This window comes from Mycobacterium neumannii (genome assembly GCF_002245615.1).
Taxonomy (GTDB): domain Bacteria; phylum Actinomycetota; class Actinomycetes; order Mycobacteriales; family Mycobacteriaceae; genus Mycobacterium; species Mycobacterium neumannii_A.
Genome location: NZ_NKCO01000004.1, coordinates 18,108 through 36,413, shown reverse-complemented (window position 1 = coordinate 36,413; position 18,306 = coordinate 18,108). Strand labels below are relative to the sequence as shown.

The window sequence follows — 18,306 nt, the reverse complement described above, 5'->3', positions numbered from 1 at the left end:
GCGAAATCTCAGCATCTTGCGCACGCTCGCGGCGGCGTCAGTGTGCGCAATCGCCGCATGTGGCACACCTCCGCCGCCGCCACCCCCGGCACCCGCCGTCGGCCAGGAGCCGCTGCGCATCGGGCCGGCCGCGCAGGACACCGTCGGCGGTTGGCTGCCCGACGGCCGGACGGTCAGCCCGTTCGACACCGAGGACCCGATCGTGAAGTGGCTCGATCCCGGGTTGCGCGAGGCGGTGCAGAAGGCGGCGCGCGACGCCGAAGACGACGGCATAACGATGCGCATCACGTCCGGCTGGCGATCGAAGGGGTTTCAGGAGCGGCTCTTCGACGACGGCGTCGTCCGGTACGGAAGTGTCCAAGCGGCACGGGAATTCGTCGCCTCACCGGAGAGGTCGAAGCACGTGACCGGCGAAGCCGTCGACATCGGGCCCGTCGAGGCGGACAAGTGGCTGATCGCCAACGGCCGCCGCTTCGGCCTGTGTCAGATCTACGCCAACGAGATCTGGCACTTCGAGTTGGCCGTCGTCGACGGGCGCTGTCCGCCGCTCAAGCCGAACGCCGCGGCGGACTGAGCGCTCACCGCGACATCGAGGGGGCGCTCGTCACGCTGCGAGCGACCGCGAATGACCGTCCGCACCGGCGTGTTGCGGTACAAACACGGACGCTCGCGCAACATAACATAAAAGGTGCTCAACCTCAGTTCTGGTGGAGCGCTTCGTTCAGCGTGATACCGGTGCCGTCGCGGTTGACCACCTCGACGGCGCCTGAGAGCGAATTACGCCGGAACAGAAGGTTGTTGGCGCCGGACAGCTCGCGCGCCTTGACGGTCTGACCGTCGGCGGTCTGCACCTTCGTGCCGGCCGTGACGTACAGACCGGCCTCGACCACGCAGTCGTCGCCCAGCGAGATTCCGATCCCGGCATTGGCGCCCAGCAGACACCGCTTGCCCACCGAGATCACTTCCTTGCCGCCACCCGACAGCGTCCCCATGATCGACGCGCCGCCGCCGAGATCCGTCCCGTCGTCGACGACCACACCGGCCGATATGCGGCCCTCGACCATCGAACTGCCCAGCGTGCCCGCGTTGAAGTTGACGAAACCTTCATGCATGACGGTCGTGCCCTCGGCCAGGTGCGCACCGAGTCGGACACGATCCGCGTCGGCGATCCGCACGCCGGTCGGCAGCACATAGTCGACCATCCGCGGGAACTTGTCGACGCCGTAGACCGCCACCGGCCCGCGCGCACGCAGGCGCGCCCGAACCGTCTCGAATCCGGCAACCGCGCACGGCCCGTGATTGGTCCACACGACGTTGGTCAGCACGCCGAATAGGCCGTCGGCGTTCAAGCCGTGCGGCGCGACAAGCCGGTGCGAGAGCAGATGCAGCCGCAGATAGCCGTCATAGGCGTCGGCGGCCTTGTCCTCCAGCGACGAGATCACCGTCCGGACCGCCACGATGTCGACACCGCGATCCTCATCGCGCCCGGTCAGCGCGCCCAACTCTTCGGGCACCTCGGCCACCGACAGCCGAACCGTGCCCGACGGGCCGTCTGCTCCGAGTTCGGGTGCCGGGAACCATGTGTCGAGGACAGATCCGTCGGCGGCGATCGTCGCCAGTCCTATGCCTGCAGCAGAAGTCACGCAGTAGAGACTAACGTCAGCCGTGTGGGCCTCGATTTGCACGGTGATCCGATCGCGCTGACCGCCGCGCTGGTGGACATTCCCAGCGAGTCGCGCCACGAGAGGCGCATCGCCGACGAAGTCGAGACCGCGCTGCGCGAACAGACCTCCCTCGAGGTGATCCGCAACGCCGACGCCGTGCTGGCCCGCACGAACCTGGGGCTGCCGTCGCGGGTGCTGCTCGCCGGCCACCTCGACACCGTGCCCGTCGCTGACAACCTACCTAGCCGGCTCGTCGACGGGGAACTGCACGGCTGCGGCACCTCGGACATGAAATCGGGCGACGCGGTTTTCCTGCACCTGGCCGCCACCATCGTCGAGCCGACGCACGACATCACGCTGGTCATGTACGACTGCGAGGAGATCGAGGCGTCGGCCAACGGACTGAACCGCATCCAATCCGAGCTGCCCGACTGGCTGCGGGCCGACGTCGCGATCCTCGGCGAACCCTCCGACGGCTACATCGAGGCCGGCTGCCAGGGCACGCTGCGCGTCGTGATCAGCGCGAGCGGTACCCGCGCGCACTCGGCGCGGTCGTGGTTGGGCGATAATGCGATTCACAAACTCGGATCCGTACTCGACCGGCTGTCGTCGTATCAGGCCCGCAGCGTGGAGATCGACGGCTGCACCTACCGCGAAGGCCTGTCCGCGGTGCGCATCGACGGCGGTATCGCCGGCAACGTCATCCCCGATGCGGCCTCGGTGTCGGTGAACTTCCGGTTCGCGCCCGACCGCAATGTGGACGAGGCGCTGCGCCACGTGCGCGAGGTGTTCGACGGTCTCGACGTCGAGATCGAACTCACCGACTCGGCGGCCGGTGCGCTGCCCGGGCTGACCAAGCCGGCTGCGGCCGCGCTGGTGGCTGCCGCAGGCGGACAGGTCCGGGCCAAGTACGGATGGACCGACGTGTCGCGATTCGCCGCCCTCGGGGTTCCCGCGGTCAACTACGGCCCCGGTGATCCGAACCTCGCCCACCGTGTCGACGAGCGCGTCGAGGTCGCGAAGATCACCGCCGCGACCCACGTGTTGCGCCGGTATTTAACCACTTGACCGCGCGTCTACCCTGAACGCATGTGAGTTGACGACGTCTCCGGGTGCCGCCCGGATCCGACCGTCCCCCTTTTCCGTGCGAGACACGAAGCGATCACTCACATGTCTTCTATCGTCTGTTCCCAATTGTCTTTTGTATGGCCCGACGACACACCGCTGTTCGACGAGCTGTCCTTTTCCGTCGGCGAGGGCCGGACCGGTCTGGTCGCCCCCAACGGCGCCGGAAAGAGCGCGCTGCTCAAGCTGATCGCCGGTGAGCTGTCGCCGACGTCGGGTTCGGTCACCGTCGACGGCACGCTCGGGTATCTGCCGCAGACGCTGCCCTACATCGCACATCACACCGTCGCAGAACTGCTCGGCGTCGCATCCGTCATCGCAGCGCTCGACGCGCTGGCCGACGGGAACCCCGGTGCCGACGTCTTCACCACGATCGGCGACGACTGGGATGTCGAGGAGCGCGCGCGGGCGCAGCTGGATCGGCTCGCACTGAGCCACATCGCGCTCGACCGTCGACTCGACACGCTGTCGGGCGGCGAGATCATCAGCATCGGCATCGCCGGGCAACTGCTGAACCGGCCCGACGTGTTGCTGCTCGACGAACCGACGAACAACCTCGACATCGACGCGCGCCACCGACTCTACGACGCGCTCGACGACTTCACGGGCTGCCTGCTGGTGGTCAGCCACGATCGGCTGCTGCTCGACCGCATGGACCGGATCGCCGAACTGCACCACGGTGAGATCCGCTCCTACGGTGGCAATTTCACGCTGTACACGGAGGCGGTGAGCCATGAGCAGCGCGTCGCCGAGAACAACGTCCGCAGCGCTCACCAGCTGCTCAAGCGCGAGAAGCGCGAGATGCAGCAGGCGCGCGAGCGTGCGGCGCGGCGAGCGGGCACCGCGGCGCGCAATCTCAGCCACGCCGGGTTACCGAAAATCGTTGCAGGAGCGCGGAAGCGGCGAGCCCAGGAGACCGCGGGCCGCATCGACGGCGTGCACGCCGCGCGGGTCGACGATGCCGGGGCTCGCCTGGGTGACGCCGAGCGGGCGATCAGGAACGACGACGCGCTCATACTGGACCTGCCCGGCACCGACGTACCCGCCGGCCGGGATGTGCTCACCGCCAAGGGGTTGCACTTCTCGGCCGGTGAGCGGCTGCTTCTCGACGACGTCGACCTGTCGGTGCGCGGGCCCGAGCGCATCGCGCTGACCGGGCGCAACGGGGTGGGCAAGTCGACGCTGCTGCGCATCGTCGGCGGGGACCTGACACCGGACTCCGGTTCGGTACAGCGCAGTGGTGCCCGCGTGGCGTATCTGTCGCAGCGGCTCGACCTGCTCGATCCGCAGCTCACCGTCGCCGAGAGCCTCACCGCCTATGCGCCGAGCCTTTCTCACACCCGTCGCATGCACCTTCTGGCGCAGTTCCTCTTCCGAGGCGACCGGATCCATGTGCCGGTGGGCGCGCTGTCCGGCGGTGAGCGGTTGCGGGCGACACTCGCTTGCGTGTTGTTCGCCGAACCGGCGCCCGAGTTGCTCCTGCTCGACGAGCCCACCAACAACCTCGACCTCGTCAGCGTCGGGCAGCTTCAGGCTGCGCTGAACGCGTACCGGGGCGCGTTCGTCGTCGTCAGCCACGACGAGCCCTTCCTCGCCGACATCGGCGTGCAGCGGTGGCTCCGGCTATCCGGCGGCCGTCTCGAGGAGCAGTGGATGCCCTGATCGGACGTCACGCCGCATGAAATCGGCGCACGGGCAGCTATCCGGGGCACGGTAAGTTTGAGACCCGTAGCGTGTCGTCAAGGGGGTCGCGCCATGGGCATCGCGCCCGATTCCAGCCCGTACGGTGGTCAGACCGTGACCGGCCCGGGCTGGCCGAACGTCGACGAGGAGACGTTGGCCGCAGCGGCGGCGTCGTACGAGGCGTTGGCGTCCAAGATCAGCGGCAACGTCGTGCCCGAACAGCAGGGTCAGCTGATGCAGTTGTCCGATTCGTGGGAGGGTGCGGGCGCGCTCGCCGCCGCGGGGGAGGCCACCAGCATCATCGGCGGGCACGAGGCCAACGCGGCGCAGGCGGCCGCGATCGCGGCGAAGTTGCGCGCGATGGAGGCCACGGTCGTGAAGACGAAGATGCTGGCGAACACGATCGCCCAAGAGGTCCAGCATGAGTGTGAAGCCCTCTCGGCGATGCCGTTCAGCAACACCCAGGAGCTGGTGCAGAGCCGGATCAAGATGGGGCTGTCGCAGAACATCGCCAACATCACCGCCAGCACCACCGAACTCGCCAACACCCTCGGCGTACCGCCGAGCATCCCGCTTTTCGGCGTCCCACCCGTGCCCGGAGCCAAGGAGGCGCAGGACAGCGGGGAGGAAGCGGCGAAGCAGGCCGGTGACGGTTCACAGCAGGCGATGCAGATGGTCGGCCAGATGGGAGCCATGGCCGCGCAGCTGCCGATGCAGATCGGCCAGACGCTGATGCAGGTGCCACAGCAGCTGGGCCAGCAGCTCTCGCAGCCGCTGCAACAGCTGACGTCGATGTTCGGCCAGGGCGGAAAGGCCGACTCCCTCGCCGCCGCAGGGCTGCCCTTCTCGTCGTTCTCCAACCATCCGCTCGCCGGCGGCTCGGGCGCCGGTGGCGGCTCCGGCATGGTCCGGGCGGCGTCGCTGCCGGGCTCCGGCGGTGCGCCACTGCAAACCCCGCAGATGGCCAACCTCGTCGGCAGCAAGGCGGTCAGCACCACGCCCGCGCCCGAGGGCGCGACCGCGGGGGCCGCCGCGGTCGGCGGGGCGGCCCCGATGGCCGCGGGCGGCGGTATGGGCGGGATGGCCCCGATGATGGGTCAGCGCGGCGTCAGCGGGGGCACCGCACCGGGATTGGCCGTGCCCGCGCCGCTGGAGCACGATCTCGACGACGACGACGATGACGACTGGTGACGAGGAGCGCACATGGGTAGCCCACTGAAAAAGCCCGACGGCATCAGCTGGAACGCGGCGGCGGTCGAACTGCCCGAGATACCGATGATTCCGGCGGGACAAGACGCGATGAGCGCCACCATTTCGGCGGTACTGCCGACCCTGGCCGCGCAGCTGACCACCAACGTCGCCGCGCTGTCGGCCAAGGAGAACACCTTCTCGGGCAAAGTGGGCGCCGCGCAGGCCGCCTACGAGAACTCCGACGACGCGGGCTCTCAGTCGGTCGGCCAGATCGTCGGGATGCTCGGCCAGGTGGGGCAGCAGGCCGGTCAGATGGGGCAGATGGCGGGGGCGCCTGCTCAGGCCCTCGGTGGGCAGACCGGAATGTTCGGCTCCCTCATGCAGCAGGCCATGCAAGGCGCCCAGTCGCCGGGCGGCTCGTCGGCAACCGGCGGAGGTGCGCTACCGAGCGGTGGTGCCGCCGCGACGGGCGGGCCGACGGCGCAGGGCCCGGGTGCCGGCGCACCGGCGCAGCAGCCTCGCGACGACGCCGGGCTGCAGACCGGTGAATTCGACGATCGTGAGGACCACCGGCCGTTGCACCGCGCCGACGACCGCCCGTGGGACGGCGCCGCCGGACCACAGGGCAGTGAATCGGGTGCGGGCGCTGCCCCCGTCACCCCTCCGAAGTCTGGGGACGACGTCGCCCGCAACCTGTAGCGGTTAACCCACCTGGGGACGCGTCTGTGCGGGTCGCGGGACCTCCGCGGCGACCGGCGCCTCCGGTGCACGACCCACTACCGCCGAATCGCTCGGTGCAGCTTGGTATTCCGGTTCCACGCGGCGCGTCGGCTCGGATGGTTCCTCGTCGGAGCGTTTGCCGGTGCCCTTGTCGTCGACGCGACTGTCGTCGCGCTCAGGTGTCTCTTCGCCTCGCGCGGCCTGCTGTACACCTTGCGCGATCATCTGCGGAACCTGTTGCAGCCCCTGGGCAAGACCCAGCAGTGGCGCCGTCATCGACCCGACCAGCTGCCCGACCTGCCCGAGCATCTGGCCGACCATCTGATCGGCGCCGGGCGGACCTGCCGCGCCGTTCGCGGGGGAGCCCAGGGCACTCCCTGTTGCCGGTGCGCTCTCGTGCGCTTGCGTATCCCGTTGACCGTCAAGCGCTTCGGCGGCCGCACGCAACTTCTCGGCTCCTTCGTGGTCGCCCTGCTCGTACATCTGGGCGGCCTTCTGTAGCAGGTCGGAGATCGTCGCACCCGCGTCGGCGGTGGAGTGCACGGTGCCAAGCCGAGCGTCGAGCGCGCTCGACAGCGCGGCGCCCACTCCGGCCGCGATCTGGCCGTGGCTGTTCTGCACGCCGGTTGCCTCCGGTGCGCCGGCGAGCACGTGCGACAGGTCCGTCGCGACGCGGTCGTGGATCGAGGCGGAGGACCGCAACCCGTTTGTCTGCGCGAACAACTGGCTCATGACAGTCAAGCCTAGGGCCGCGACAAGACCCGTCCTGACACGAATTTCAGCGGTGCGCTTCGCCTTGGGCTGCGGCGTCCGCGGCGGCGCCGTGCCACCCGCACGCCGCGTAGCCCTGGGACGCCTCGGCCAGCGCGGCGGCATTCCGCGCGGTGAGCGCCCGGCTGTGCGCCAGCGCCAACCGCCCAGTCGTGCAGTCACATTCGGTGCTCACCCGTTCGATCGCGTCCGCGGCCCGCATGTCGCCGAGCCGCACCGCGTCCACCAGCGAGCGCAGCGCAACGGCCGTCTGGCCGCCGCGCTCGGCACTGCGCACCGCCTCACGGGCCGAGGCGACGGCGCCGTGCTCGTCGCGGCGCGCCCACATCGTCCACGCCCGTGCGAGCGCCAACTCCGGGGCGAACAGCATCGACTTCAAGCCGTGCCGAGACTCGGCGCGCGCCAATGCCTTTCCCGCCTCGACACCCGCACCGAGCTGACCGAGCGCCTGGGCCAGCAGCATCCACGCCAACGGCCCCCACGAGTAGCCGGTCGGGGCCAGCGCCGCGGCCGCACGGCGCAGAAGGCGCACCGCCTCCTCGAGCTCACCCTTGGCGATCAGCACGTCGGCCACCAGCACCTCACCGATCGCGCGCCCCGGTTGTTGCAGCTGCGCGAAGTCGGTGAGCCGCTGGGCAAGCTGCTGGGCGCGGTCCATTTCACCTGCCATCAGCAACGCCGTCGTCTGCCCGAATCCGCTCGTGAACCGCAGAAGCCCCGGATGTCCAGCGGCCATCGCCCGCTCGGCCAACGCGTCGACATCGGCGAACCGGCCCGTCCGCGCCGAGCTCAACGCCGCTGCCGCCGCCGCCCAACCGATCGCGGTGTCGTCGGCGTCCGGCGACGCCAATACGTCGGCGGCCACCTCCATCGCCCGCGACACGCTCCCGGCGTTCATCGCAAACGTCGCCGACAACGCATCGAGCGTGATGCGTGCGGCCGGCGACGACACCCGGTTGCGTGTCGCACGCAGGAACGCTGTGGCGCGCTCGGGCTCGGACAGCATCCAGAACTGGTTGGCGGCCCGCGGCAGCGCCCACGCCATCAGCTCGGTCTCCGACAGCGCGGCGCCGTTCACGCCGTCGAGCACCGCGTCCGCGTCGCGGCCTCGGCCCTGCCACGCCAGCGCGTACGCCAGCGTCAACCGGGTGGACAGGTCGTCGGGTGCGCGCTGCAGCGCGGCGCGGCCGAGCCGTTCGCTGAGCACCAGATCGCCGAGTCGCAACGCCTCCGCGGCCGCCGAGGACAGCTCGGCGGGTCCCTGCGGACTGTCGCTGTCGAGCGCCAGCACCGCGCGGCGCAACCTGTCGACGGCGCCGTGACCGGCCCGCCCGGCCAGCCGGTCGACGACTTCACCCCGCAGCCTGCGCAGCTCCGGACCGCCCAATGCCTCGCGCACCGAGTCGGCGAACAGCGGATGCGCCGGGTGCACCCAACCGTCATCGACCACGACGGCGCCCGATGCCGCTGCGGCCTCGACCGATTCCGGACCGACCAAGGCTTCGAGCTCGTCGAGCGCCAGCGGGTCGTCGACGGCCAGGTACTCCAAAACGCGGTAGGCGGCGTCCGGCAGGGCGGTGACGAATTCGCCGACCGAAGCCGCCACGCGACGGTCGTCGTGACCCGGCGGCTCGAGGTCGATGCGCTCGACGAGGCCGTCGTCCCACAACGCCGAGACACCGTCGGCCATCACCCCGGCTGGCGCCACCGTCACAATCAGCGCGGCGGCGCCGCTGACCGCGAGCTGGTAGATCAGCGCAGCCGACAACGGATCCAACAGATGAGCGTCGTCCACCACCAGCAGGCGCCCGTCCCCCAGAGTGTCGCGGGCGCTGCGCAGAACGTCCGCGGTCTTGCCGGTGTCGGCGACGTCAATGAGACGACTGACCGCGGCGAACGGGACCGCGGCCATCGGCGCGGTGGCGGTGACCCAGTCGACGCGGTGGTAGGCCCCGGCGAGCCGTTCTGCGGCCGCTCGCGCCAGCGTCGTCTTACCCACGCCGGCGGGACCGATCAGGACGGCGCCGGAACGCTTCTGCAGACCGGCTTCGATCGAATCGAGTGCCGGTCCGGGCGGCGAGGTGACCCACTCAATCGGCACCGCCGGAGTCTATGGCTAAATCGATCGCCACACTCCTGAACGCAGCCGGGGGCCGCTTGATCGTCGTGCGGCTAGATGGATCGCCGCACTCCTCAACGCGGCTGGGGCCGCTTGATCGTCGTGCGGCTGAATTCGATCGCCGCACTCCTCAACGCGGCTGGGGCCGCTTGATCGTCGTGCGGCTAGGTTGTGCTCGTGTCCGCTGAACCCCACGCTCGCGAGTCCGGTCGTCAGTGGGCGGTGTGTGTCTACTGCGCGTCGGGTCCGATGCACCCCGAGCTCATCGGGCTGGCCGAGGAGGTTGGGGTGGCGATCGCCGAGCGGGGTTGGAGCCTGGTCTCCGGCGGCGGAAACGTCTCGGCGATGGGTGCGTTGGCGACGGCGGCCAGGTCCCGCGGGGGACACACCGTCGGTGTCATCCCGAAGGCGCTGGTGCATCGCGAGGTCGCCGACGTCGACGCCGACGAACTCGTCGTCACCGACACGATGCGTCAGCGCAAGGAAGTCATGGAGGGGCGGGCGGACGCGTTCATCGCCCTGCCCGGAGGCATCGGCACGCTCGAGGAATTCTTCGAAGCCTGGACAGCGGGTTATTTGGGTATGCATGACAAACCGGTCGTGCTGCTCGACCCCATCGGGCACTACGACGGGCTGTTGGCATGGCTGCACGATCTGCGCGACAGCGGGTACGTCGCGCAGGGGGCACTGGACCGATTGGTCGTCGCTGTCGACGTCGAGTCGGCCATGACGGCGTGTGCGCCACCGCCATGAACACGGTCACTAGGGTGTGCGACAAACGAACAGGGAGGGACGAACGCGCATGACCGAGAAGTCGGGGATTCGCCGCAGCGTCGGTTTATTGGACATCGCCGCCCGCGCGCCGGGCCTGATCGCGGACCTGCCGACGATCCTGCGGGGCGTCGTCACCGGTTTCGGTGCCCGGCCCTCGGCCCAAACCTCGATCGGCAAGGTTTTCCAGGACCGCGCCGCGCGCTACGGCGACAAGGTGTTCCTCCGGTTCGGTGACGAGCAGATCACCTATCGCGAGGCCAACGAGACCGTCAACCGCTACGCCGCGATCCTGGCTGCCCGCGGCGTGGGCCACGGCGATGTCGTCGCCATCATGCTGCGCAACTCCGCGGAGCCCGTGCTGCTGATGCTGGCGTCGGTCAAGTGCGGCGCGATCGCCGGCATGCTCAACTACAACCAGCGGGGCGACGTGCTCAAGCACAGCCTCGGGCTGCTGGAGGCCAAGGCCGTCGTCGCCGACACCGACTTCGTCGAGCCGATCACGGAGTCCGGCGCCGACACCGACGGACTGCTCACCATCGACGACCTCAAGCGCCTGGCCTCTTCCGCGCCCACCAGCAACCCGCCGACCACCGCGGCGGTGCTCGCCAAGGACAACGCGTTCTACATCTTCACGTCCGGCACCACCGGCATGCCGAAGGCCAGCGTGATGACGCATTACCGCTGGCTGCGGGCGCTGGCCGGGTTCGGCGGCCTCGGAATGCGGCTGACCAGCAAGGACACGCTCTACTGCTGTCTGCCGCTGTATCACAACAACGCGTTGACGGTCGCCTTGTCGTCGGTGCTGAACTCCGGTGCGACGCTGGCGATCGGCAAGCAGTTCTCGGCGTCGAAGTTCTGGGACGAGGTGATCCGCTACGACGCGACCGCGTTCGTCTACATCGGCGAGATCTGCTCGTACCTGCTCAGCCAGCCACCCAAGGACACCGACCGCAAGCACAAGGTGCGGGTCATCTGTGGCAACGGTCTGCGCCCGGCGATCTGGAACGACTTCACCGAACGGTTCGGCATCGACCGGGTGTGTGAGTTCTACGGCGCCAGCGAGGGCAACACCGCCTTCGTCAACGTGTTCAACATTCCGCAGTCCACCGGTATCTGCCCGTCGCCGGTGGCCTTCGTCGAGTACGACCCCGAGACCGGCGATCCGCTGCGCGACGACAAGGGCCGCGTCAAGAAGGTGCCCACCGGGGAGCCTGGCCTATTGCTGTCCAAGGTCAGCAACTTCCAGCCGTTCGACGGCTACACCGATCGCGAAGAGACCGAAAAGAAGTTGGTGCGCAACGCGTTCCGCGACGACGACGTGTGGTTCAACACCGGCGATCTGATGCGCTCGCAGGGGTTCGGGCACGCGTCGTTCACCGACCGGCTCGGCGATACCTTCCGGTGGAAGGGCGAGAACGTCGCCACCACCGAGGTGGAGACGGCCATCTCCGCCGCACCGCAGGTCGAGGAGTGCACCGTGTTCGGCGTCGAGGTCGAGGGCGCAGGCGGACGCGCGGGCATGGCCGCGATCCAGCTCAAAGAGGGCGAGAAGTTCGACGGCAAGGCGCTGGCCAAGGCCGCATACGACAAGTTGCCCAATTACGCGGTGCCGTTGTTCGTGCGGGTGGTCGAGGAGCTGGCGTACACGTCGACGTTCAAGAGCCAGAAGGTCGACCTTCGCAAGGAGGGCTTCAACGTCGAGGAGATCGAGGATCCGATCTACGTGCTCTCCGGCCGCGACGAGGGTTACGTCGAGTTCTACGACGACTACCCCAAAGAGGTCGCCGAGGGAAAGAAGCCCAAAAACTAGCGATTGGTGGAGCCGCAGCTGCCGTGAGCGCCGCGGAACTCCACAAACGGCACGACCGTAGCCTGGAAGAGTGAACACGCACTCGGGTCGCTTCCTGGGCCGGCCCGTCGCCGCCGATCGAGCGCTGATCATGGCGATCGTGAACCGGACTCCGGACTCCTTCTACGACCGCGGCGCCGCGTTCACCGACGAGGCGGCCAAGGCGGCGGCGCACCGGGTGATTGAGGACGGCGCCGACGTCGTCGACGTGGGCGGGGTGAAGGCGGGCCCGGGTAACACCGTCGACACCGAAGAGGAGATCGCGCGCGTCGTTCCGTTCATCGAATGGCTGCGCGGCACCTATCCCGATCAGCTGATCAGCGTCGACACCTGGCGCTCGGCGGTAGCCAAACAGGCGTGCGCGGCCGGAGCCGACCTGATCAACGACACCTGGGCCGGCCACGATCCGGCGCTGCCGGAGGTGGCCGCGGAGTTCGGTGCTGGCCTGGTGTGCTCGCACACCGGCGGCGCACAACCACGCACCAGGCCGTTCCGGGTCAACTACGGAATCACCGAACGCGGCGTCGTTGACGACGTGATCGCAGAGGTGACCGCGGCGGCCGAACGCGCGGTCGCGGCGGGGGTGGCGCGCGACGCCGTGCTGATCGATCCGACGCATGATTTCGGCAAGAACACTCATCACGGTCTTAGTTTGTTGCGCCATGTGAAAGAGCTTGTAAACACTGGATGGCCCGTCCTGATGGCGCTCAGCAACAAGGATTTCGTCGGGGAGACTCTGGGTGTGGGTTTGACCGAACGCCTGGAGGGCACCCTTGCAGCCACCGCCTTGGCGGCCGCAGACGGAGCCGCGATGTTCCGGGTGCATGAGGTCGGACCGACTCGGCGTGTACTGGAAATGGTCGCGTCGATCCAGGGCGGGCGGCCGCCGACGCGCACGGTGAGGGGACTGGCATGACACTCACACCCGAACTTCCCGCTACTGACGTCGTCATCGCACGCTGGCTCAACGACCACAGCTGGAGCCGGCCGACGTGGACAGTCTCCGAACTCGAAGCCGCCAAACGGGGCCGCACCATCTCGGTGGTGCTGCCCGCCCTCAACGAGGAAGAGACGGTCGGCAGCGTCGTCGAGACCATCACCCCGCTGCTCGGTGGGCTGGTCGACGAGCTGATCGTGCTGGATTCCGGCTCGACCGACGACACCGAGATCCGCGCCCTGGCCGCCGGTGCGCGCGTGATCAGCCGCGAGGCGGCGCTGCCGGAGGTGACTCCGCAACCCGGCAAGGGGGAAGTGCTGTGGCGCTCGCTGGCCGCCACGACCGGTGACGTCGTGGTGTTCGTCGACTCGGACCTGATCGACCCCGACCCGATGTTCGTGCCCAAGCTGGTCGGTCCGCTGCTCACCACGGATGGTGTGCACCTGGTCAAGGGCTTCTACCGCAGGCCGCTGAAGGTCAGCGGCAGCGAGGACGCCAACGGCGGCGGGCGGGTGACCGAGCTGGTGGCCCGGCCGCTGCTGGCCTCCCTGCGGCCGGAGCTCAGTTGCATCCTGCAACCGCTGGGCGGTGAATACGCCGGCACTCGTGAGCTGTTTACGTCCGTACCGTTCGCGCCGGGCTACGGGGTCGAGATCGGTCTGCTGATCGACGCCTACGACCGGCTCGGCCTCGACGGGATCGCCCAGGTCAACCTCGGTGTTCGCACACACCGCAACCGGCCGCTGACCGAGCTGGCCAGCATGAGCCGCCAGGTGATCGCGACGCTCCTGTCGCGCTGCGGGGTGCCGGACTCCGGTGTGGGGCTGACGCAGTTCTTCGCCGACGGCCACGACTACACGCCGCGCACGTCGTCGGTGTCGCTGGCCGACCGCCCCCCGATGGTGACCCTGCGCCCGCGCTGAGTTTTCTCGCCGCTTGATCGTCGTCCGCCGGGTTGAATTGGCGGACTCCTCAGCGCGGCTCGTTCCTCGCCGCTTGATCGTCGTCCGCCGGTTTGAACTGGCGGACTCCTCAGCGCGGCTCGTCCCTCGCCGCTTGATCGTCGTCCGCCGGGTTGAATTGGCGGACTCCTCAGCGCGGCTCGTCCCTCGCCGCTTGATCGTCGTCCGCCGGGTTGAATTGGCGGACTCCTCAGCGCGGCTCGTCCCTCGCCGCTTGATCGTCGTCCGCCGGATGTCGGCGCTCTGAGGCAGTATCGAGACCGTGAGCCTGGTTCTGCTGTATCTGGTCGTACTGGTCCTGATCGCCGTGGTGCTGTTCGCCGTGGGCAGCGTCGTGTTCGGTCGCGGTGAACCGCTGCCTCCGTTGCCGCGGGAGACCACCGCTACGGTGCTGCCCGCCTCCGGCGTGACGAGCGCCGACGTCGACGCCGTCAAGTTCGCCCAGACGCTGCGCGGCTACAAGACCAGCGAAGTCGATTGGGTGCTCGACCGGCTCGGCCAGGAACTCGACCTGCTGCGCGGCCAGCTGGCCACCCTGCGGGCCACACACGGCATCGAGGACGACGAGCCCATCGAGGGTGGCGCGCACGCATTGCAATCCGAGGACGAGTCGTGAGCGCCGCCGCCCCGGAAACCTCCGAAGAACCCTCCGTCGAACCCGACGGCCGTGTCCGCTGCGCGTGGATCGACGAATCACGTTTGGCTCCAGCTGATTTCATTCTCTACCGTGACTATCACGACACCGAGTGGGGGCGGCCGCTGCGCGACTCGGTCGCCCTGTTCGAGCGGGTGAGCCTCGAAGCGTTCCAGAGCGGGCTGTCGTGGCTGGTGATTCTGCGGAAGCGGGAGAACTTCCGCCGCGCGTTCCACGGTTTCGACATCGACCGGGTCGCGCGCTACACCGAGCGCGACACCACGCGGTTGATGGGCGATGCCGGGATTGTGCGCAACCGCGCGAAGATCGAGGCCACCATCGCCAACGCGCGAGCGGCGGCCGACCTGCGTGACGCGGGGACCGACCTGGCCGAGCTGTTGTGGTCGTTCGCGCCGCCACCCCGGCCGCGGCCCGCCAGCTTCGCCGAGGTTCCGGCCGTCACCCCCGAGTCGACCGCGATGGCCAAGGAACTGAAGCGCCGCGGCTTCCGCTTCGTGGGACCCACGACCGCCTACGCGTTGATGCAGGCGACCGGAATGGTCGACGATCACACCGTCGACTGCTGGGTACCGGCGACTTCAGCGGCACCCGGGAAGCGGCCTTAGCCGGGTCTTTGCACACCGAACGGCGCCGATAGGGAACAATAGAGGCGTTCAGTAGCAGTTTCAGTGCCGGGAATGTCAAACGAGTGGGCAGTCTCGGCCCCGACCGAGCCCGCGGGCGGGCCGGCTCATCTGGAGGGAGCACTCGATGGCGGCGATGAAGCCCCGGACCGGCGACGGTCCACTGGAAGCAACCAAGGAGGGGCGCGGCATCGTGATGCGGGTACCACTGGAAGGCGGCGGGAGACTCGTCGTCGAGCTGACCCCTGATGAGGCCGCCGCGCTCGGGGACGAACTGAAGAACGTCACGAGCTGACGGTTCAGAGGTGACCGGCTACGCCGGATTGCCGACTTTCTGATAGATCTCCAAGGTCTGCTCGGCGATGTGGGCCCAGGAGAACTCGTGAATGCAGCGCTGCCGCCCGGCCTCGCCGTACTGGCGGGCCCTCTCGGGGTCGGCGATCAACTCGTTGACCGTCGCGGCCAACCGGCTCTCGTACGCCGGGGCGTCCTGCGGGTCGTAGTGCACCAACCGCCCGGTGTGCCCGTCGGCCACGACCTCCGGAATGCCGCCGACGTCGGAGGCCACGACCGCCGTGGCGCATGCCATCGCCTCCAAGTTCACGATGCCCAGCGGCTCGTACACCGATGGGCATACGAAAACAGTTGCAGCGGATAGTATTTCGCGAATCTTGACGATGGGGAGCATCTCGCGAACCCAGAAGACTCCGGTGCGGGCATGTGACAGATGCTGAACCGCCTCGGTCACTTCCGCGGCGATCTCCGGGGTGTCGGGCGCTCCTGCGCACAGCACCAGCTGCACATCGGGGGCGAAATCGTGGGCCGCGGCGATCAAATGGGCAACGCCCTTCTGCCGCGTGATCCGACCGACGAACGCCACCATGGGCCGCGACGGGTCGACGCCGAGTTCGGCCAGCACCGATTCGCCGGGCTCCGGGCTTGCCGGATACCAGACCTCGGTGTCGATCCCGTTGCGCACCACGTGGACCCGGTTCGGGTCCAACGCGGGATAGGTGCGCAGGACGTCCTCGCGCATACCGGAGCTGACCGCGATCACCGCGTCGGCGCCCTCCACCGCCGTCTTCTCCACCCACGACGACACCCGGTAGCCGCCGCCGAGCTGTTCGGCCTTCCACGGGCGCATCGGCTCCAGCGAGTGCGCGGTCAGCACGTGCGGCACCCCGTAGAGCAGTGCGGCGAGATGGCCGGCCAGGCCGGTGTACCAGGTGTGCGAGTGCACCACGTCCGCATGTGCGGCGGCATTGACCATGTTGAGGTCGGCCGACAGCATCGACAGCGCGGCGTTCGCGCCGATCAGCGCGGGGTCGGGTTGCGCGACGATCGCGTCCGCACGCGAGGCCCCCATGCAGTGCACGTCGACCTCGCAGAGGCGGCGCAGCTGAGCGACCAACTCGGTGACGTGGACCCCCGCCCCGCCGTAGACCTCGGGTGGATATTCCCGAGTCATCATCGCCACCCGCATGATTTCGACCCTAGTTACGGGCGCAAGCCGCCGCAGGAGTGATCGCGTCGGAGCCGCCGTATCTGCGTCGGAGACGTTGACTCGTCGTGGAATGGGTAGCCCAGGACAGAAGCGGCCGATAGGTTTGAAGCATGAGGGAACTGCCACACGTGCTGGGCATCGTCCTGGCCGGCGGGGAGGGCAAGCGGCTCTACCCGTTGACCGCGGATCGAGCCAAGCCCGCCGTTCCCTTCGGTGGCGCCTACCGCCTGATCGACTTCGTGCTGTCGAATCTGGTCAATGCGCGGTATCTGCGGATTTGCGTGCTGACGCAATACAAGTCGCACTCACTTGATCGTCACATCTCCCAGAACTGGCGATTGTCGGGCCTCGCTGGTGAGTACATCACGCCCGTCCCGGCCCAGCAGCGGCTCGGCCCGCGGTGGTACACCGGTTCCGCGGACGCGATCTACCAGTCGCTGAACCTCATCTACGACGAAGATCCGGATTACATCGTCGTGTTCGGCGCCGACCACGTCTACCGAATGGACCCCGAGCAGATGGTCCAGTTCCACATCGAAAGCGGCGCGGGCGCGACAGTCGCGGGTATCCGGGTACCGCGCCAGGAGGCCACCGCGTTCGGGGTCATCGACGCCGACGAGTCCGGCCGCATCCGCAGCTTCATCGAGAAGCCCCCCCGACCCGCCGGGCACGCCGGACAATCCCGACGAGGCGTTCGTGTCGATGGGCAACTACATCTTCACCACCAAGGTGCTGATCGACGCGATCCGCGCCGACGCCGACGACGACCACTCCGACCACGACATGGGCGGCGACATCATCCCCCGTCTGGTCGACGACGGCATGGCGGCGGTGTACGACTTCAGCAACAACGAAGTGCCCGGTGCGACCGAACGCGATCACGGTTACTGGCGCGACGTGGGAACCCTCGACGCGTTCTACGACGCGCACATGGACCTGGTGTCGGTGCACCCGGTGTTCAACCTCTACAACAAGCGTTGGCCGATCCGCGGGGAGTCCGAGATGCTCGCGCCGGCGAAGTTCGTCAACGGCGGTTCGGCGCAGGAGTCGGTCGTTGGCGCCGGCAGCATCATCTCGGCTGCGTCCGTGCGGAATTCGGTGTTGTCGTCCAACGTCGTCGTCGACGACGGGGCGATCGTCGAGGGCAGCGTGATCATGCCCGGGGCCCGCATCGGTCGCGGCGCGGTGGTGCGCCACGCGATCTTGGACAAGAACGTGGTCGTCGGCCCCGGCGAGATGGTCGGGGTGGACCTCGACAAGGACCGCGAACGGTTCGCGATCAGCGCCGGGGGAGTGGTCGCGGTCGGTAAGGGTGTCTGGATCTAACCCCTAACCCCCTAGCGCGGACCGTCCGCCAGACCCGGATGCGCACTCGACGAGTTTCGGCATCGGCCTCCTTATGCGTTGTGCCGTGGTGTTTCACGCTGGCTCCTGTCAAAACGGCCCGCAGGGCCACGAGCACAGGAGACAACGATGAGACGCAACACCATCACGGCCGCGGTCGCCGCCGGCGCGATCGCCGTCGGCGCCCTGATGACCACGACCGCGCCGGCCGCGCACGCCGAGAAGCTCTCGGAGAAGACGATCAAGAGTGAGTGCAAAGCCGCCGGCGGGACCTACACCAACAAGGGCTCGGTGTCGACCTGCGGCTACAAGGACATCAGCGGCAACAGGTACATCGACGTCTTCTCCGGCGGCCATTACGTCACCACGCTGACGTGAGAGCGGG

Annotated in this window: 17 protein-coding genes and 1 pseudogene; 14 read left to right on the top strand and 4 right to left on the bottom strand. The window is 68.5% G+C overall.

The annotated features are described in order from the left end of the window. Nucleotides 1-13: 13 nt before the first annotated feature. Nucleotides 14-574 carry a M15 family metallopeptidase gene (locus CEX88_RS06660; protein WP_094293089.1) on the top strand — a complete coding sequence of 187 codons (561 nt, stop codon included), beginning with the start codon at nucleotides 14-16 and terminating at the stop codon, nucleotides 572-574. Between the two features lie 124 nt (nucleotides 575-698). Here the strand turns inward: CEX88_RS06660 and dapD are convergent, their stop codons facing one another. Then, on the bottom strand, nucleotides 699-1,643 hold the full coding sequence (dapD, locus tag CEX88_RS06655; protein ID WP_094292885.1) for a 2,3,4,5-tetrahydropyridine-2,6-dicarboxylate N-succinyltransferase: 945 nt from the start codon (nucleotides 1,641-1,643) through the stop codon (nucleotides 699-701). Between the two features lie 24 nt (nucleotides 1,644-1,667). On the opposite strand from dapD, the gene dapE reads away from it, so the two are divergent. From dapE to CEX88_RS06635, 4 genes are all read left to right on the top strand, one after another. Further along, nucleotides 1,668-2,732 (top strand): succinyl-diaminopimelate desuccinylase, encoded by a 1,065-nt coding sequence (dapE, locus tag CEX88_RS06650; protein WP_094292884.1) that lies wholly within the window; start codon nucleotides 1,668-1,670, stop codon nucleotides 2,730-2,732. A 102-nt stretch (nucleotides 2,733-2,834) separates the two neighbouring features. Then, nucleotides 2,835-4,451: an ABC-F family ATP-binding cassette domain-containing protein gene (locus CEX88_RS06645; RefSeq protein ID WP_094292883.1), complete on the top strand. Its 1,617-nt coding sequence runs from the start codon at nucleotides 2,835-2,837 to the stop codon at nucleotides 4,449-4,451. A gap of 93 nt (nucleotides 4,452-4,544) precedes the next feature. Next, a complete protein-coding gene (locus tag CEX88_RS06640) occupies nucleotides 4,545-5,663 on the top strand; it encodes a hypothetical protein (RefSeq protein WP_094292882.1) in 1,119 nt (372 codons plus the stop codon). Between the two features lie 12 nt (nucleotides 5,664-5,675). Beyond that, entirely contained in the window at nucleotides 5,676-6,362 is a 687-nt protein-coding gene (locus CEX88_RS06635) for a hypothetical protein (RefSeq protein ID WP_094292881.1), read from the top strand. A 3-nt stretch (nucleotides 6,363-6,365) separates the two neighbouring features. Here the strand turns inward: CEX88_RS06635 and CEX88_RS06630 are convergent, their stop codons facing one another. Together CEX88_RS06630 and CEX88_RS06625 are read right to left on the bottom strand one after the other, a co-directional pair. Further along, nucleotides 6,366-7,115, bottom strand: a complete 750-nt coding sequence (locus CEX88_RS06630; RefSeq protein ID WP_202931393.1) for an ESX-1 secretion-associated protein — start codon at nucleotides 7,113-7,115, stop codon at nucleotides 6,366-6,368. A gap of 46 nt (nucleotides 7,116-7,161) precedes the next feature. Next, nucleotides 7,162-9,255, bottom strand: a complete 2,094-nt coding sequence (locus tag CEX88_RS06625; RefSeq protein ID WP_094292879.1) for an AAA family ATPase — start codon at nucleotides 9,253-9,255, stop codon at nucleotides 7,162-7,164. Nucleotides 9,256-9,450: 195 nt separating this feature from the next. On the opposite strand from CEX88_RS06625, the gene CEX88_RS06620 reads away from it, so the two are divergent. From CEX88_RS06620 to CEX88_RS06585, 7 genes are all read left to right on the top strand, one after another. Continuing rightward, on the top strand, nucleotides 9,451-10,026 hold the full coding sequence (locus CEX88_RS06620) for an LOG family protein (RefSeq protein WP_068195676.1): 576 nt from the start codon (nucleotides 9,451-9,453) through the stop codon (nucleotides 10,024-10,026). Between the two features lie 49 nt (nucleotides 10,027-10,075). After that, nucleotides 10,076-11,857: a long-chain-acyl-CoA synthetase FadD6 gene (fadD6, locus tag CEX88_RS06615; protein ID WP_094292877.1), complete on the top strand. Its 1,782-nt coding sequence runs from the start codon at nucleotides 10,076-10,078 to the stop codon at nucleotides 11,855-11,857. A 130-nt stretch (nucleotides 11,858-11,987) separates the two neighbouring features. After that, a complete protein-coding gene (gene folP / locus CEX88_RS06610; protein WP_094293088.1) occupies nucleotides 11,988-12,812 on the top strand; it encodes a dihydropteroate synthase in 825 nt (274 codons plus the stop codon). Beyond that, complete coding sequence (locus CEX88_RS06605; RefSeq protein ID WP_094292876.1) at nucleotides 12,809-13,756, top strand: glucosyl-3-phosphoglycerate synthase; 948 nt, start codon at nucleotides 12,809-12,811, stop codon at nucleotides 13,754-13,756. Before folP ends, CEX88_RS06605 begins: the two co-directional genes overlap by 4 nt. A gap of 301 nt (nucleotides 13,757-14,057) precedes the next feature. Then, complete coding sequence (locus CEX88_RS06595; RefSeq protein WP_094292874.1) at nucleotides 14,058-14,411, top strand: DivIVA domain-containing protein; 354 nt, start codon at nucleotides 14,058-14,060, stop codon at nucleotides 14,409-14,411. Further along, a complete protein-coding gene (locus CEX88_RS06590; protein WP_094292873.1) occupies nucleotides 14,408-15,055 on the top strand; it encodes a DNA-3-methyladenine glycosylase I in 648 nt (215 codons plus the stop codon). Before CEX88_RS06595 ends, CEX88_RS06590 begins: the two co-directional genes overlap by 4 nt. A gap of 145 nt (nucleotides 15,056-15,200) precedes the next feature. After that, a complete protein-coding gene (locus CEX88_RS06585) occupies nucleotides 15,201-15,368 on the top strand; it encodes a DUF3117 domain-containing protein (RefSeq protein WP_005059648.1) in 168 nt (55 codons plus the stop codon). A gap of 18 nt (nucleotides 15,369-15,386) precedes the next feature. On the opposite strand, the gene glgA is transcribed toward CEX88_RS06585, so the two are convergent. Further along, nucleotides 15,387-16,556: a glycogen synthase gene (gene glgA, locus CEX88_RS06580; RefSeq protein ID WP_094292872.1), complete on the bottom strand. Its 1,170-nt coding sequence runs from the start codon at nucleotides 16,554-16,556 to the stop codon at nucleotides 15,387-15,389. A gap of 131 nt (nucleotides 16,557-16,687) precedes the next feature. Here glgA and glgC point away from each other — a divergent pair. Both glgC and CEX88_RS06570 read left to right on the top strand, forming a co-directional pair. Beyond that, nucleotides 16,688-17,903: pseudogene (gene glgC, locus CEX88_RS06575) on the top strand (glucose-1-phosphate adenylyltransferase). Between the two features lie 147 nt (nucleotides 17,904-18,050). Continuing rightward, the gene (locus CEX88_RS06570; RefSeq protein WP_064420203.1) at nucleotides 18,051-18,299 is read left to right on the top strand and encodes a hypothetical protein; all 249 of its coding nucleotides are present in this window, start codon (nucleotides 18,051-18,053) and stop codon (nucleotides 18,297-18,299) included. Nucleotides 18,300-18,306: the final 7 nt, after the last annotated feature.

Bases quoted from the DNA above. Each gene is read 5' to 3' on its own strand.
- CEX88_RS06630 (WP_202931393.1), bottom strand. From the start codon at position 7,115: ATGAGCCAGTTGTTCGCGCAGACAAACGGGTTGCGGTCCTCCGCCTCG.
- CEX88_RS06570 (WP_064420203.1), top strand. From the start codon at position 18,051: ATGAGACGCAACACCATCACGGCCGCGGTCGCCGCCGGCGCGATCGCC.
- glgA (WP_094292872.1), bottom strand. From the start codon at position 16,556: ATGCGGGTGGCGATGATGACTCGGGAATATCCACCCGAGGTCTACGGC.
- CEX88_RS06640 (WP_094292882.1), top strand. From the start codon at position 4,545: ATGGGCATCGCGCCCGATTCCAGCCCGTACGGTGGTCAGACCGTGACC.
- CEX88_RS06585 (WP_005059648.1), top strand. From the start codon at position 15,201: ATGGCGGCGATGAAGCCCCGGACCGGCGACGGTCCACTGGAAGCAACC.
- CEX88_RS06605 (WP_094292876.1), top strand. From the start codon at position 12,809: ATGACACTCACACCCGAACTTCCCGCTACTGACGTCGTCATCGCACGC.
- folP (WP_094293088.1), top strand. From the start codon at position 11,988: ATGGCGATCGTGAACCGGACTCCGGACTCCTTCTACGACCGCGGCGCC.
- fadD6 (WP_094292877.1), top strand. From the start codon at position 10,076: ATGACCGAGAAGTCGGGGATTCGCCGCAGCGTCGGTTTATTGGACATC.
- CEX88_RS06635 (WP_094292881.1), top strand. From the start codon at position 5,676: ATGGGTAGCCCACTGAAAAAGCCCGACGGCATCAGCTGGAACGCGGCG.
- CEX88_RS06645 (WP_094292883.1), top strand. From the start codon at position 2,835: ATGTCTTCTATCGTCTGTTCCCAATTGTCTTTTGTATGGCCCGACGAC.